The sequence below is a fragment of the Pseudomonas cucumis genome (assembly GCF_030687935.1).
In the GTDB taxonomy this organism is placed as follows: domain Bacteria; phylum Pseudomonadota; class Gammaproteobacteria; order Pseudomonadales; family Pseudomonadaceae; genus Aquipseudomonas; species Aquipseudomonas cucumis.
This window is the reverse complement of the sequence record NZ_CP117454.1, coordinates 1,000,053-1,013,667: the sequence shown is the minus strand read 5'-3', so window position 1 is coordinate 1,013,667 and position 13,615 is coordinate 1,000,053. Positions and strand designations below refer to the sequence as shown.

At 58.4% G+C, this 13,615-nt stretch carries 18 protein-coding genes; 12 read left to right on the top strand and 6 right to left on the bottom strand.

Annotated features, from left to right (window positions below; all coding sequences use genetic code 11):
• Window positions 1-23: 23 nt before the first annotated feature.
• Complete coding sequence (locus PSH97_RS04385) at window positions 24-479, bottom strand: flavodoxin (RefSeq protein ID WP_305448244.1); 456 nt, start codon at window positions 477-479, stop codon at window positions 24-26.
• A gap of 103 nt (window positions 480-582) precedes the next feature.
• On the opposite strand from PSH97_RS04385, the gene PSH97_RS04380 reads away from it, so the two are divergent.
• Both PSH97_RS04380 and PSH97_RS04375 read left to right on the top strand, forming a co-directional pair.
• Complete coding sequence (locus PSH97_RS04380; RefSeq protein WP_305448243.1) at window positions 583-1,059, top strand: PAS domain-containing protein; 477 nt, start codon at window positions 583-585, stop codon at window positions 1,057-1,059.
• 54 nt (window positions 1,060-1,113) lie between these two features.
• Window positions 1,114-1,719: a hypothetical protein gene (locus PSH97_RS04375; protein WP_305448242.1), complete on the top strand. Its 606-nt coding sequence runs from the start codon at window positions 1,114-1,116 to the stop codon at window positions 1,717-1,719.
• A 3-nt stretch (window positions 1,720-1,722) separates the two neighbouring features.
• Here PSH97_RS04375 and PSH97_RS04370 read toward each other — a convergent pair whose 3' ends face one another.
• Window positions 1,723-2,682 carry a MerR family transcriptional regulator gene (locus tag PSH97_RS04370; protein WP_305448241.1) on the bottom strand — a complete coding sequence of 320 codons (960 nt, stop codon included), beginning with the start codon at window positions 2,680-2,682 and terminating at the stop codon, window positions 1,723-1,725.
• 199 nt (window positions 2,683-2,881) lie between these two features.
• Here PSH97_RS04370 and PSH97_RS04365 point away from each other — a divergent pair, with 199 nt between their 5' ends.
• The 7 genes from PSH97_RS04365 to PSH97_RS04335 all read left to right on the top strand — a co-directional run bounded on the left by PSH97_RS04365 (window position 2,882) and on the right by PSH97_RS04335 (window position 7,289).
• Window positions 2,882-3,451 carry an antibiotic biosynthesis monooxygenase gene (locus tag PSH97_RS04365; protein WP_305448240.1) on the top strand — a complete coding sequence of 190 codons (570 nt, stop codon included), beginning with the start codon at window positions 2,882-2,884 and terminating at the stop codon, window positions 3,449-3,451.
• Window positions 3,452-3,533: 82 nt separating this feature from the next.
• Window positions 3,534-4,244: a dihydromonapterin reductase gene (gene folM / locus PSH97_RS04360; protein ID WP_305448239.1), complete on the top strand. Its 711-nt coding sequence runs from the start codon at window positions 3,534-3,536 to the stop codon at window positions 4,242-4,244.
• A gap of 22 nt (window positions 4,245-4,266) precedes the next feature.
• Window positions 4,267-4,842 carry a GTP cyclohydrolase I FolE gene (gene folE / locus PSH97_RS04355; protein ID WP_305448238.1) on the top strand — a complete coding sequence of 192 codons (576 nt, stop codon included), beginning with the start codon at window positions 4,267-4,269 and terminating at the stop codon, window positions 4,840-4,842.
• A 2-nt stretch (window positions 4,843-4,844) separates the two neighbouring features.
• Window positions 4,845-5,216, top strand: a complete 372-nt coding sequence (gene folX, locus PSH97_RS04350) for a dihydroneopterin triphosphate 2'-epimerase (RefSeq protein WP_007901645.1) — start codon at window positions 4,845-4,847, stop codon at window positions 5,214-5,216.
• A gap of 68 nt (window positions 5,217-5,284) precedes the next feature.
• Window positions 5,285-5,581 (top strand): DUF1244 domain-containing protein, encoded by a 297-nt coding sequence (locus PSH97_RS04345; protein WP_018927179.1) that lies wholly within the window; start codon window positions 5,285-5,287, stop codon window positions 5,579-5,581.
• Window positions 5,574-5,912 (top strand): HopJ type III effector protein, encoded by a 339-nt coding sequence (locus tag PSH97_RS04340; protein WP_027924562.1) that lies wholly within the window; start codon window positions 5,574-5,576, stop codon window positions 5,910-5,912. The genes PSH97_RS04345 and PSH97_RS04340 overlap by 8 nt, the downstream gene beginning before the upstream one ends.
• 126 nt (window positions 5,913-6,038) lie before the next feature.
• The gene (locus PSH97_RS04335; RefSeq protein WP_305448237.1) at window positions 6,039-7,289 is read left to right on the top strand and encodes a 2-aminoadipate transaminase; all 1,251 of its coding nucleotides are present in this window, start codon (window positions 6,039-6,041) and stop codon (window positions 7,287-7,289) included.
• Window positions 7,290-7,473: 184 nt separating this feature from the next.
• On the opposite strand, the gene trxB is transcribed toward PSH97_RS04335, so the two are convergent.
• On the bottom strand, window positions 7,474-8,430 hold the full coding sequence (gene trxB, locus PSH97_RS04330; RefSeq protein ID WP_008070552.1) for a thioredoxin-disulfide reductase: 957 nt from the start codon (window positions 8,428-8,430) through the stop codon (window positions 7,474-7,476).
• A 315-nt stretch (window positions 8,431-8,745) separates the two neighbouring features.
• Between trxB and cysZ the strand changes: the two genes are divergently transcribed.
• On the top strand, window positions 8,746-9,501 hold the full coding sequence (gene cysZ / locus PSH97_RS04325; protein WP_305423481.1) for a sulfate transporter CysZ: 756 nt from the start codon (window positions 8,746-8,748) through the stop codon (window positions 9,499-9,501).
• Window positions 9,502-9,541: 40 nt separating this feature from the next.
• Window positions 9,542-10,741 (top strand): glycosyltransferase family 4 protein, encoded by a 1,200-nt coding sequence (locus PSH97_RS04320; RefSeq protein WP_305448236.1) that lies wholly within the window; start codon window positions 9,542-9,544, stop codon window positions 10,739-10,741.
• A gap of 112 nt (window positions 10,742-10,853) precedes the next feature.
• Here PSH97_RS04320 and PSH97_RS04315 read toward each other — a convergent pair whose 3' ends face one another.
• The 3 genes from PSH97_RS04315 to PSH97_RS04305 all read right to left on the bottom strand — a co-directional run bounded on the left by PSH97_RS04315 (window position 10,854) and on the right by PSH97_RS04305 (window position 13,256).
• Window positions 10,854-11,957 carry an NADH:flavin oxidoreductase gene (locus PSH97_RS04315; RefSeq protein WP_305448235.1) on the bottom strand — a complete coding sequence of 368 codons (1,104 nt, stop codon included), beginning with the start codon at window positions 11,955-11,957 and terminating at the stop codon, window positions 10,854-10,856.
• A gap of 208 nt (window positions 11,958-12,165) precedes the next feature.
• On the bottom strand, window positions 12,166-12,648 hold the full coding sequence (locus tag PSH97_RS04310) for a glutathione peroxidase (RefSeq protein WP_305448234.1): 483 nt from the start codon (window positions 12,646-12,648) through the stop codon (window positions 12,166-12,168).
• A 122-nt stretch (window positions 12,649-12,770) separates the two neighbouring features.
• Window positions 12,771-13,256, bottom strand: a complete 486-nt coding sequence (locus PSH97_RS04305) for an FKBP-type peptidyl-prolyl cis-trans isomerase (protein WP_305448233.1) — start codon at window positions 13,254-13,256, stop codon at window positions 12,771-12,773.
• Here PSH97_RS04305 and PSH97_RS04300 point away from each other — a divergent pair.
• Window positions 13,225-13,563, top strand: a complete 339-nt coding sequence (locus tag PSH97_RS04300; RefSeq protein WP_305448232.1) for a DUF3565 domain-containing protein — start codon at window positions 13,225-13,227, stop codon at window positions 13,561-13,563. The genes PSH97_RS04305 and PSH97_RS04300 overlap by 32 nt on opposite strands.
• Window positions 13,564-13,615 lie beyond the last annotated feature (52 nt).

Here is a 13,615-nt window from a genome sequence, read left to right as displayed (position 1 = left end):
GCACTGCCGCCAATAAAGGCCAGTCAGTCCCGCAGTACGCTGACCAAGTCCGCCAGCCAAGGTTCGGCGTCGGTTTCCGGCGTCACGGTTTCGCTGGCGTCCAGTCGCAGCATCGGCAGGACTTCGCGCACGCCCAGTTCGCCAAACAATTCACGCATTTGCTCACCGCCGCCGCAGAACGTATCGCCATAACTGGAGTCGCCCAAACCGATCACCGCGCCCGGCAAGCCACGCCAGGCGGCGGGCAATTGATCGCGGATGGCGAAATACAACGGCTGCAGATTGTCCGGCAACTCGCCCATGCCGGTGGTCGAGGTCACCGCCAGAAATGCTTCGGGGCCAAACGCCTGAACATCGGCGAGTGTCGCGCGGGGGTTGTGCCAGGTTTCAAAACCGGCGGCGTTCAAAATGCTTGCAGCGTGGCGGGCGACTTCTTCAGCCGTGCCGTACACCGAGCCGGAAAGGATGGCGACTTTCATCAATCTGATCCTGAATCTAAATAAAAGTACGAGATATTAACAGCACCGCCCTCATTGATCTTTTAGAATGCAGTGTATCAATCCATACGCAAAGGACTCTGCGATGATCAATGCCTCTCTACTGCAAATGGTGATCGACGCTTCCAACGACGGCATCGTGATTGCCGAAAAGGAAGGCGAGCAAGACAACATCCTGATTTACGTTAACCCGGCATTCGAACGCCTGACCGGTTATAGCAGCGAAGAAATCCTTTACCAGGATTGCCGTTTTTTGCAGGCAGGAGACCGGGATCAGGCATCCCTCGCCTTGATTCGGCAGGCGTTGGGCAGTGGTGGCTCCTGCCGGGAAATCCTCAGGAATTACCGCAAGGACGGCACCCCGTTCTGGAACGAACTGTCGCTTTCCACGGTAAAAAACCCGCACGACGGGCAGACCTATTTCGTCGGGGTGCAGAAAGACGTCACGGTTCAGGTCAAGGCGCAGCAGCGAGTCGCGCAGCTGGAAGCGCAATTGGCCGAGGCACAGGCAGAAATAGTCGCACTCAAAACGACGAACGGCTCAAACCAAACAGCGAATTAGTGGTCATTTACTACAATCACCGATGACTTTGTAATTATTCCTTTCGAGCAAATCATGCAGCGCGACGCACTCCTGACGCAGGATGAGCTGGATTTTATCCAGAACATGCAACACAACCCGCAACTCAATGTGCGGGATGCGACGTCGAGCCTGCTCGTCAACGGTGGTTCGCAGATTCGTGATTTGCTCACACGCCTGGCCGCTCATGAGCAAGTCACCATCCAGGCCACTTTCGAAAATCAGCAAATGACCTTCCCGCTGCACCTGGTGGAAGATGAATTTCACGCCATGCATCTACGTCTCGGTGTCCCCAGCATCTATGAAGACGGGCCGATGATTCGGCCATGGCGCCTGGCGCTCGAAGAACCCGTGGCGCTGGAAAATGCCAAGGGCCAACCCGGTACGATGTGGGTGCACGAAATATCGTTCAAAGGGGTATTGCTGGAAGTTCGCAACAAAACCAAGGCGCCAAAGCATTTCGCGTTGTGGTTCAGCCCGTCAGGTTATGAGCGGATTGCATTGCGCGGCACCTTCGAGCGTGAAACCGAACAGGGTTTCTACGCTTATGAGTTGAGCCAGAGCGACAAGGACGAAACCGAACGTCTGCGTCAGTACATCCTTCAGCAGCATCGTCTGACTCATCCTTCACTGCATATCTGAATCTCAGGTATCCAGGTTTCCTGCCAGGAATTGTTTCAGACGCTGGCGCATCAATAACCCCTCGTTTCCCAGGCAACCAATCGACGATCCACCCAGGCTCTCCTGCGCCAGATCCGACGCGTCTCCTGCCAATAACACCTGACAATCCACACTCATGGCCAGACGATTTAAACGTCGAGGCAGTTCGCTGGCCGGTGCGTGACTAGAAACCAGCACCAATGCCTTGGGTTTGATCTTCTCACAGATCAGAATCAACTCGTCGAAAGGCTGACCAATCGCCAACAACTGAATAGCCGAATCGACACTGCTCAGATACAGCGCCGTGACCAGAACATCGAGCTCACGACATTGATCGGCCAAGGCGCAGACAATCACTCGTCGCGGTTGCATGACTCGCACCAGCAGCAAGCGTTGCAACACTCGAGCACGTAGAAAACCATCCAGAAAAAGCCACTCGCTCGTCTGACCGAATGCTTCGTGGCGTTGTAGCAATAACTTCCAGATCGGAATCAGAATGTCCTGAAACACCACGGTCAGCGGGTAACTGGAAAAAATCTGACCGTAGACGAGCTCCAGTTGAGCTTCGTCAAAAGCACTCACTGCTGCCTTGACCTGCTGCTGCCATTGGCCGTAGTCGGCTTGAACGAGTTCGTTGGGAATGACCTGCGCCAGCACCTTGAGCGGTTCGGTTTTGGCCAGTATCTTGCCGACCTTGCTGACCGCGACACCGCGTTCTATCCAGCCGAGGATGCTGCGAACACGTTCGATATCGGTCATCGAATACAAACGGTGACCACTTTTGGTGCGCGTGGGCTGTATCAGCCCGTACCGCCGCTCCCATGCGCGTAGCGTGACCGGGTTGACCCCTGTCAGACGCGCGACCTCGCGAATCGGAAAAAGCTCTTCTCGAATCAGAGAGGTGATGGAGGGCAAGCCAGGTGCAACGCCGGTCACCACAGGCATTAAGAATTACGTCCATGTATAAATTTGGATCCATTCTAACGCTATTGCACCAGCAGCATTCAACGCGTCGTTGAAGATTTTGGTACTTAAGTCCAAGGTATAATCCTTGCTTGTTCCCAGACGCAGCCCACCTATCCCGGCGCTGTGTCCAGCGAAAGCTCCTACCCGGAGCGACGCATTTGTAATACGGAGATACAAAATGTCTACCTCACCCGTCACGCTGATGGTTGCGCGCCGCGTCGCCAATGGGCGTTATCAGGACCTCATGGCCTGGTTGCGCGAAGGCGAACAACTGGCCACCGACTTCCCCGGTTACCTCGGCTCTGGCGTGCTCGCTCCGCCGCCCGACGATGACGAATTCCAGATTATCTTTCGCTTCGCCGACGAGCAGACCATGCACGCCTGGGAGCATTCCGCATCGCGCACTGCCTGGCTGGGACGCGGCAGTGATCTGTTTGCCAACCCGTCAGAACATCGGGTCAGCGGCATCGATGGCTGGTTCGGTGCGGTCGGTCAACGTCCACCACGCTGGAAACAGGCTGTAGCCATCTGGCTGGCGTTCTTTCCGGTGTCCCTGTTGTTCAACTTTGTATTGGGGCCTCTACTGGCTGAGACTGGTTTGCTGACCCGCGTGTTGGTCAGCACCCTGTGCCTGACGCCATTGATGGTGTATTTCTTTATTCCGCTATCCACTCGTCTGCTGGCCGGGTGGCTGCACACCCCATCGGCGCGTCCGATGCCCGCAGCATCCACCACCCAAAATCAATAACCGCTTTGACGCCATCGCAGGACGTAGGTGAACAACTCCCGTCGCTGGTATAGTTTTGCTCTTACCGCGACGCGAGCCGTTCATGACCTCTTCCGCAGCCCCAATCCTCATCACCGGTGCCGGCCAGCGTGTCGGCCTGCACTGTGCGCAGCGTTTGCTCGAAGACGGCCATTCGGTCATTTTCAGCTACCGCAGCGAACGGCCTGGTGTGCAAGCCCTGCGCGATCTGGGGGCGAGCGCGGTGTTTGCGGATTTTTCCAGCGAGGCCGGAATCCTCGCGTTCATCGGCGAACTGAAAAACCACACCGACAGTTTGCGGGCGATTATCCATAACGCCTCCGAATGGCTGGCCGAAACCCCGGGCACCGAAGCCGCAGCCTTCACCCGCATGTTCAGCGTGCACATGCTGGCGCCTTACCTGATCAACCTGCACTGTGCCGACTTGCTCAAACGCTCGATCCCCGCCGACATCGTGCACATCAGCGATGACGTGACTCGCCGGGGCAGCAGCAAGCACATCGGCTACTGCGCCAGCAAAGCCGGGCTCGACAGCCTGACCCTGTCCTTTGCCGCGAAATACGCGCCCGACATCAAGGTCAACGGTATCGCCCCAGCCCTGCTACTGTTCAATCCCGACGACGACGCAGCGTACCGCGCCAGGGTTCTGGCCAAATCGGCACTGGGCATCGAACCCGGCAGCGAAGTGATCTACCAGAGCCTGCGCTATTTGCTCGACAACCCTTATGTCACCGGCACGACCCTGACCGTCAACGGCGGACGGCACGTCAAATAAGCCGCTCCCGCGAGGATGTCCCATGACGTTATTCCTGCCCCAGAACACCCTGTCCCAGAACTATCGCGAGATCCTGATCGGCCTCGGTGAGAACCCCGACCGCGAAGGACTCCAAGACACTCCGGTTCGCGCCGCCAAGGCAATGCAATACCTGTGTCATGGTTACGAACAAAGTGTCGAAGAAATCGTCAACGACGCGCTGTTTGCCTCAGACAACGATGAAATGATCATCGTCGACAACATCGAGCTGTACTCGCTCTGTGAACATCACATGCTGCCCTTCATCGGCAAGGCTCATGTGGCTTATATTCCAACGGGCAAGGTGCTGGGCCTGTCGAAAATTGCGCGGCTTGTGGATATGTTCGCCCGCCGACTGCAAATCCAGGAAAACCTCACCCGGCAAATCGCCGACGCTGTGCAGCAAGTGACCGATGCCGCCGGTGTCGCGGTGGTCATCGAAGCCCAGCACATGTGCATGATGATGCGCGGCGTCGAAAAACAGAATTCGACCATGAACACCTCGGTGATGCTCGGCGCCTTCCGCGAGTCGAGCAACACCCGCCAGGAGTTCCTGCAATTGATTGGACGGAGCAAGTAGCAATGCCACAACTTCAACCAGGAATGGCACGCATCCGGGTCAAGGACCTGTGTTTGCGAACTTTCATCGGGATCAACGAGGACGAAATCCTCAACAAGCAGGATGTGCTGATCAACCTGACCATCCTGTACGCCGCCCAGGATGCAGTGCGTGACAACGATATCGATCACGCGTTGAATTACCGCACCATCACCAAGGCGATCATCGCCCACGTGGAAGGTAATCGCTTTGCCCTGCTCGAGCGCCTGACTCAGGAGTTGCTGGACCTGATCATGGTCAACGAGTCGGTGCTGTACGCCGAAGTCGAAGTCGACAAGCCCCATGCCTTGCGCTTCGCCGAGTCGGTATCGATTACCCTGGCCGCGAGCCGCTGACCGCGTCTGGCGCATCGGTCGCCAGGCTTTTATCATCCGCGCCACGATTTGATTGCACAGAGCCCATCATGAACGATCAACAACGCCTGGAACTTGAAGCCGCCGCCTTTCGCCGGCTGGTTGCCCACCTGGACAGCCGCAAGGACGTGCAGAACATCGACCTGATGAACCTCTCGGGTTTCTGCCGCAACTGCCTGTCCAAGTGGTACAAGGCCGCCGCCGATGAACGCCAGATCGACGTCAGCCTCGACGAAGCCCGCGAAGTGGTTTACGGCATGCCGTACGCCGAGTGGAAAGCCCAATACCAGAAAGAAGCCAGCGCCGACCAACAAGCGGCGTTCGCCAAAGGAAAACCCAATGAGTGATTTGAACACCCTGCGCGCCAGCCTCAAGAGCGGCGAACACGCTTTCGCCGATACCTTGGCGTTCATTGCCGCCGGTTACGACTATCAACCCCAGGCGTTCAATAACGGCGGCGTAGAAAATGCCGCCGGGCAGAACGAAGGTTCATGCAAGACTCTGGGGCTGGCGCTGCTGGAAGGCTTGAGCGATGAAGAAGCGCTGTTGGCATTTGGCGAGCATTACCGCTCGGTGGTGGCCACGCCTGAAGGCAGTGACCATGGCAATATCCGCGCGCTGATCGCCCATGGTTTGGCCGGTGTGAAGTTCACTCAGCAGCCGCTGACTCGCCGCTAAAAGCTTTTTGCAGGAGCACCACATCCCGACTTTTAATATTGACCCGGCAACTTTATTTCGTTTGCCGGGCACCGCCGCTCGCGGCTTAGATAAAAAGAAGAAACCCTTCTTCTGAGTCCGGTATCCATGAGCAGCGAAAACATCAGTCGGTCAATCAACATCGTTCATCCCGTCACGCTCAGCCACGGCAAAAACGCCGAAGTCTGGGACACCGATGGCAAACGCTACATCGATTTTGTCGGTGGTATCGGTGTGCTGAACCTCGGCCATTGCCATCCGCGCATCGTCGAGGCCATTTGCGAACAGGCCACCCGGCTGACCCACTACGCGTTCAACGCCGCCCCGCATGTGCCTTACCTCGAACTCATGGATCGCCTGACGGCGTTTATTCCGGTGGATTACCCGGTCAGCGGCATGCTTACCAACAGCGGCGCGGAAGCGGCGGAAAACGCCCTGAAGATCGTCCGTGGCGCTACCGGTCGCACGGCAGTCATCGCCTTCGACGGCGCCTTTCACGGTCGCACGCTCGCCACCCTCAACCTCAACGGCAAAGTCGCGCCCTACAAGCAGAAAGTCGGTGTGCTACCGGGACCGGTGTTTCACCTGCCCTTCCCCAGTAAAGACAATGACGTGACCTGCGCCGAGGCCTTGAAAGCCATGGAACGGCTGTTCAGCGTCGAGATTGACGTGGATGACGTGGCCTGTTTTATCGTCGAACCGGTGCAGGGAGAAGCGGGCTTCCTGGCGATGGACGTGGAGTTTGCACAGGCGTTGCGACGTTTCTGTGATGACAAAGGCATCCTGCTGATCGCCGATGAAATCCAGTCCGGCTTCGGCCGCACCGGCCAGCGGTTTGCGTTCTCGCGACTGTGCATTGAGCCGGACCTGATCCTGCTCGGCAAAAGCATTGCCGGCGGCGTGCCGCTGGGTGCGGTTGTCGGGCGCAAGTCGCTACTCGATAACTTGCCCAAGGGCGGATTGGGCGGCACCTATTCGGGCAACCCCATCGCCTGCGCCGCCGCGTTGGCGACCCTGGACGAAATGACTGACGCGCACCTGCACGCCTGGGGCGCGCAACAGGAAGAAGCGATTGTCAGCCGCTACGAATCCTGGCGAGCCCGCGAACTGTCACCGTATCTGGGCCGCTTGACCGGCGTCGGTGCCATGCGCGGCATCGAGCTGATCAATGCCGACGGCACACCGGCCTCGGCGCAACTGACACAGCTACTGGCTCTCACGCGCGATTCGGGCTTGCTGCTGATGCCCAGCGGCAAGTCGCGACACATCATTCGGCTGCTGGCGCCGTTGACCACTGAGGACGCGGTGCTGGAGGAAGGGCTGGATATCCTTGAGGCGTGCCTGAAGAAATTGGCTTAAGCATAAAAGTCGACGGACATCCTGTGGGAGCGGGCTTGCCCGCGATAGCGGTGGGTCAGGCGACACTAATGTTGAATGATAAATTGCTATCGCGGGCAAGCCCGCTCCCACAGGTTTACTGCATTTATCTGAAGGCACAAAAAAACCGGCCGAAGCCGGTTTTTTACTTTCTACAGAATCAGAATCAAGCGTTCTGCAGATCGTCCAAGTAGCGCTCGGCATCCAGTGCCGCCATGCAGCCGGCGCCGGCCGAGGTGATGGCTTGACGGTAAACGTGGTCAGCCACGTCACCGGCGGCGAAGATACCTTCGAGGTTGGTCGCAGTGGCGTTGCCGTCACGGCCGCCCTGCACAACCAGGTAGCCGTCTTTCAACGTCAGCTGGCCTTCGAACAACGAAGTGTTCGGGGTGTGGCCGATCGCGATGAACACGCCGTCGACTTTCAGCTCGTCGAAGCTGCCGTCGTTGTTCTTCAGGCGAGCACCGGTCACGCCCATGTTGTCGCCCAACACTTCGTCCAGGGTCGAGTTCAGCTTCAGGACAATCTTGCCTTCGGCAACCCGGGCATTCAGCTTGTCGATCAGGATCTTCTCGGCGCGGAACGTTTCGCGACGGTGGATCAAGGTGACGGTGCTGGCGATGTTGGCCAGGTACAGGGCTTCTTCCACAGCCGTATTACCGCCACCCACCACAGCCACTGGCTTGTTGCGATAGAAGAAACCGTCGCAGGTCGCGCAGGCCGAAACGCCTTTGCCCATGAACGTTTCTTCCGACGGCAGGCCCAGGTAGCGGGCGCTGGCGCCAGTGGCGATGATCAGTGCGTCGCAGGTGTAAGTCGCGCTGTCGCCAATCAGGGTGTAGGGCTTGGCGGCGAAGTCCACGGCATTGATGTGATCGAACACGATCTCGGTTTCAAAGCGCTCGGCGTGCTCTTTCATCCGCTCCATCAGCGCCGGGCCGGTCAGGCCATGGACGTCGCCCGGCCAGTTGTCGACTTCGGTGGTGGTGGTCAGTTGACCGCCAGCCTGCATGCCAGTGATCAGCAGTGGCTTGAGGTTGGCACGGGCGGCATAGACCGCGGCGCTGTAACCGGCAGGGCCGGAACCGAGAATAATCACTCGCGAATGACGAACTTCAGACATGACCTGCTCCTGTTGACCGGGCCCGAAACACTGGGCGCGGAACGCCGGATTGCCGGCGGGAATAAAAAAGGACCGTTGAAAGCACTTGGGGAAGGCTTGGGCTCGACAGTCCTGTAAAAGAATGGGTGCAGCGTATCGAGGGGGCGAAGATTAAGGAAATACGGTTTAACAATCCAGCTCATAGGCGGTCTCTATCCCATCGCGGTGAATATATAGACGCCTTTGTTACAGTTAATGTCGATGCCGCTACCGCGCTTTCGCCCGTCAGGCAAAGCCGGTAAGGTCGGCGCGTTTACCCTTTGCTCGGAGCACGTTATGCCCGCCCCCGTTCTGTCTGGCCCGCAATACCTGCGCGAGGGCCTCAAGCTGGTCCTGAGCCCAAGCCTGCGCTTGTTCGTGTTATTGCCGCTGGCGATCAACCTGGTGCTGTTCGTCGGATTGATCTATCTGGCTGGCCATCAATTCAGTATGTGGGTCGATACGCTGATGCCGTCCCTGCCCGATTGGCTGAACTTCCTCAGCTACATCCTCTGGCCGATATTCGTCGTGTTGGTGGTGTTGATGGTGTTTTTCACCTTCACCATGCTGGCCAACGTCATCGCCGCGCCATTCAATGGCTTCCTGGCGGAAAAAGTCGAAGTAGTAGTGCGCGGCACCGACGACTTCCCGGCCTTCAGCTGGGGCGAACTGATCGCCATGATCCCGCGCACCCTGTCCCGGGAAATGCGCAAACTCGGCTACTTCCTGCCCAGGGCCATCGGGCTGTTCATCCTGTCGTTCATCCCGGTGGTCAACATCATCGCCGCGCCGCTGTGGCTGTTGTTCGGGGTGTGGATGATGGCGATCCAGTACATCGACTACCCGGCGGATAACCACAAACTCGGCTGGAACGAAATGCTCGCCTGGCTGCGGCAGAAGCGCTGGCAGAGCCTCGGCTTCGGCGGGAGCGTGTATCTGGTGTTGCTGATCCCGGTGGTCAACATTCTGATGATGCCGGCGGCCGTGGCTGGGGCAACGCTGTTCTGGGTGCGTGAGCGTGGCGCGGAAAATCTGGTGGCAGAGCGCCGTTAATCGCGTCACAAATCCATCATCCCACCGTCACAATGACGACATGGCCTCAGCCGACACTGAGGTCATGACGACAACTCTGCATATCACCCTGATCACCGAAACCTTCCCTCCGGAAATCAACGGCGTGGCCAATACCCTTGGCCGCTTGTTCGACGGTTTGCGCGCGCGTGGGCATCAGGTCGAGTTGGTGCGACCACGTCAGGGTGGCGACCCGCTCATGGGTAGCAACGATGAGTTGCTGTTGTGTCGAGGATGGCCGCTGCCGGGTTATCCCGGCCTGCAATGGGGTCAGTCGTCGATGCACAAACTGCTGCGGCGCTGGAAACGGCATCGCCCGGACGTGTTGTACATCGCCACCGAAGGACCGCTGGGGTTGTCGGCATTGCGCGCGGCACGGCGCTTGGGGATTTCAGTGGTCAGCGGCTTTCATACCAATTTCCAGCAGTACTCCAGCCAGTACGGCCTCGGGCTGCTGACGCGCTTGCTGACTCACTACCTGCGCTGGTTTCACAATCGCTCGACCCTGACCCTGGTGCCCAGCGCCAGCCAGCGACTGGAACTGGAACGCCGCAGCTTCGAGCGCCTGGCGTTGCTCTCTCGAGGCGTCGACAGCCAGTTGTTTCATCCAGCCAGACGACTGAAATCACTGCGCGAGCAATGGGGACTGGCCCAGGATGATATTGCCTTCATCCACGTAGGACGCTTGGCCCCGGAGAAGAATCTTGGCTTGCTCAAGTGGTGTTTCGACACGCTGAAACTGACTTATCCACAGCGAAACATGAAATTGATTGTGGTCGGTGACGGTCCGCAACGATCGATGCTGGAAAAGGAATTGCCCGAAGCGATTTTCTGCGGCTCACAACGCGGCGAAGCCTTGGCCAGTCACTATGCGTCGGGGGATGTGTTTCTGTTTCCAAGCCTGACCGAAACCTTCGGCAATGTGGTGCTTGAAGCATTGGCCTCAGGATTGGGGGTGGTGGCGTACGATCAGGCCGCGGCGGCTCAGCATATTCGCCATGGCTACAACGGCGTACTGGCAATGCCCGGGGATGAACAAGCGTTCTGCGATGCGGCACGTTGGCTGCTGGAGGAGCGCGAAACCTTGCGCTGCGTGCGCCTTAATGCGCGCCAGCATGCGAGTCGTCAGGGGTGGGCGGCGATTATCGAGCAGTTCGAGGGGCAGTTGCGCGGGGCTTGTGTTGGGGAGTTGGTGGTTCCTGATGCACAGACATTACCCTGAAAAGCTTCGCGGGCAAGCCTCGCGCCTACAGGGTTTGTGTCGGGTCAAAAGAGTGTGACCGACACTAACCTGGAGCGAGGCTTGCCCGCGAAGAGGCCCGCCCGGATGCCGCTTAAACCAGCGTCATCAACGCCTCACGGCTGAACGGCAGAATGTCCTGCTCACGACCGTCCCGCACTTTCTGCGCCCAGTCCGGGTCCACCAGCAATGCACGCCCCACTGCCACCAGATCGAACTCGTCGTTGTTCAAACGCTCCAGCAGTTTTTCCAGGCTGGCCGGTTGGGCGATCTTGTCGGTGTTGACCATGAATTGCAGGAACTCGCCGTCCAGGCCAACGCTACCGACGGTGATAGTCGGCTTGCCGGTGAGCTTGCGGGTCCAGCCGGCCAGGTTCAGCTCGGAGCCGTCGAACTCCGGTTCCCAGAAACGCCGCGTCGAGCAGTGGAAAATGTCCACGCCGGCATCGGACAATGGCTTGAGGAACTCACCCAAGGCTTCCGGGGTTTGCACCAAACGCGCGGTGTAGTCCTGCTGCTTCCACTGGGAGAAACGGAAGATGATCGGGAAATCCTCACCGACTGCTGCACGCACCGCCTGAATCAGTTCGATGGCGAAGCGCGAACGGTTTGCCAGGCTGCCACCGTATTCATCGGTACGCTGGTTGCTGCCTTCCCAGAAAAACTGGTCCACCAGATAACCGTGGGCACCGTGGATTTCCACGCCGTCCATGCCGATGCTCTGAGCGTCTTTGGCAGCTTGGGCGAATGCGGCAATCACCTCCTGAATATCTTCCTTGGTCATGCCGTGAACCACGACCTGACCGTCCTTCAGCTTTTCCGACGGACCGTAACCCGGCACGCTGGCGTCCGGCTCGGTGCCGATGCGGCGCACGCTACCCACATGCCACAGTTGCGGAACGATCTTGCCGCCTTCGGCATGCACCGCATCGACGACTTTTTTCCAGCCGCCCAACGCCGCTTCACCATAGAAGTGCGGCACGTTCGGGTAGCCGTTGGAGGCCTTGTGACCGACGGTGGTGCCTTCGGTGATGATCAGCCCAACCCCGGCGGCGGCGCGACGACGGTAGTACTCGATCACTTTGGAATTGGGCACGCCGCCCGGCGAAAACGAGCGGGTCATCGGCGCCATGACGACGCGGGTCGGCAACTCGAGAGCGCCTAGGTGAAAAGGCTTGAACAGGGCTTTGACAGGCATGGGACGCTCCACGGGATATCGACTTTATGACGGCGATAATATGGAGCACGCAGCGTAATGAACAGCACTATTGATTGCAGTGATTAAGATAAAAAAACAGGAAGTATTGTAGGCGCGAGGCTTGCTCGCGAAGGCGTCAGGCCAGTCAGCGAAGATGTCGACTGACCGACCGCTTTCGCGGGCAGCCTCGTTCCTACAGAGGGGGAACTCAGCTCAGCGCTTTTTTGATCGCCTGGATGACAGAAGAATCATCCGGCGCCGTACGAGGCGAGAAACGCGCCAGCACGCGACCGTCCTTGCCCAACAGGAATTTCTCGAAGTTCCAGGTGATGTCGCCCGGGAACTCCGCGCCCTCGCCCGCCAGCAGGCGATACAACTGATGACGCTCGTGACCGTTGACTTCCAGCTTGCTGGACAACGGAAAGGTCACGCCATAGTTGAGGCTGCAGAATGCCTGGATCTCCTGCTCGGTGCCCGGTTCCTGCCCGGCAAACTGGTTGCACGGCAAGCCCAGCACACTGAAACCCTTGTCCTTGTATTGCTGATAGAGTTTTTCCAGCGCCGCGTACTGTGGGGTCAAACCACATTTGGAGGCGACGTTGACCACCAGCACGACACGCCCCTTGAAGGGCGCCAGAGGTAGCTCCTGACCATCCAGGGCTGTCAGTTTAAGGTCGTGAAAAGCACTCATGACGAACTCCAAATTCCAGTGTTTTTCTCAAAACAGCTACTTGGCGGCGCCATCGAAGACCGCCGCGGACTAAAAAGGCGCCCTCGGGCGCCTCTCTAGCTCTCTGAGCTTAGCGCAGAAAATCAGTGGTGATGGCCACCTTCGCCATGGACGTGACCATGAGCGATTTCTTCCTGGCTGGCGTCACGGATGTCGATGATCTTGACCTGGAAATTCAAGCGCTGACCGGCCAACGGGTGGTTGCCATCAACGGTGACATCGTCGCCGTCCAGATCGCGAATGGTGACGATCTGCATCTGGCCGTCCGGCGCGGAAGCGTGGAACTGCATGCCCACTTCCAGTTCGTCGACGCCTTCGAACATGCTGCGGCTCAGAGTGCTGACCAGTTCGGCAGCGTATTCGCCATAGGCATCTTCAGGTTCTACGGAGACTTTCAGTTCATCACCGACTGCTTTGCCTTCCAGCGCCTTTTCCAGGCCCGGAATGATGTTACCTGCGCCTTGCAGGTAGACCAGCGGCGCGCCGCCGGCGGAGCTGTCGATGACCTCACCAGCGTCGTTGGTCAGGGTATAGTCGATGGAGACAGCCTTATTGGCGGCGATCAGCATGGGGCGAGACCTTTTGCATAAGAAAGATGAATGTCCAAGTTTAGCGAAGCAATCGCCCGAAAGCGAACACAACCCGGACAGACGGGGCGCGACGAAAGCCTCGACCGTCACAGGCTTTCATCAGGACGAGGATGGCCACTGGGTGGCCGAGCTTTCCTGCGGCCATACCCAACACCTGCGGCATCAGCCCCCGTGGCAATCCCGGGCCTGGGTGCTGGACCCTTTGCTGCGTAATGAAAAAATAGGCCAGTCCTTTGATTGCGGATGGTGCGCACAAGGCTCGGTTAGCGATAACCTTGACGACTGATTTAGGCAGATCGTCAGATATAGATGATCGCCACTGCCATGCACCTCCAGAG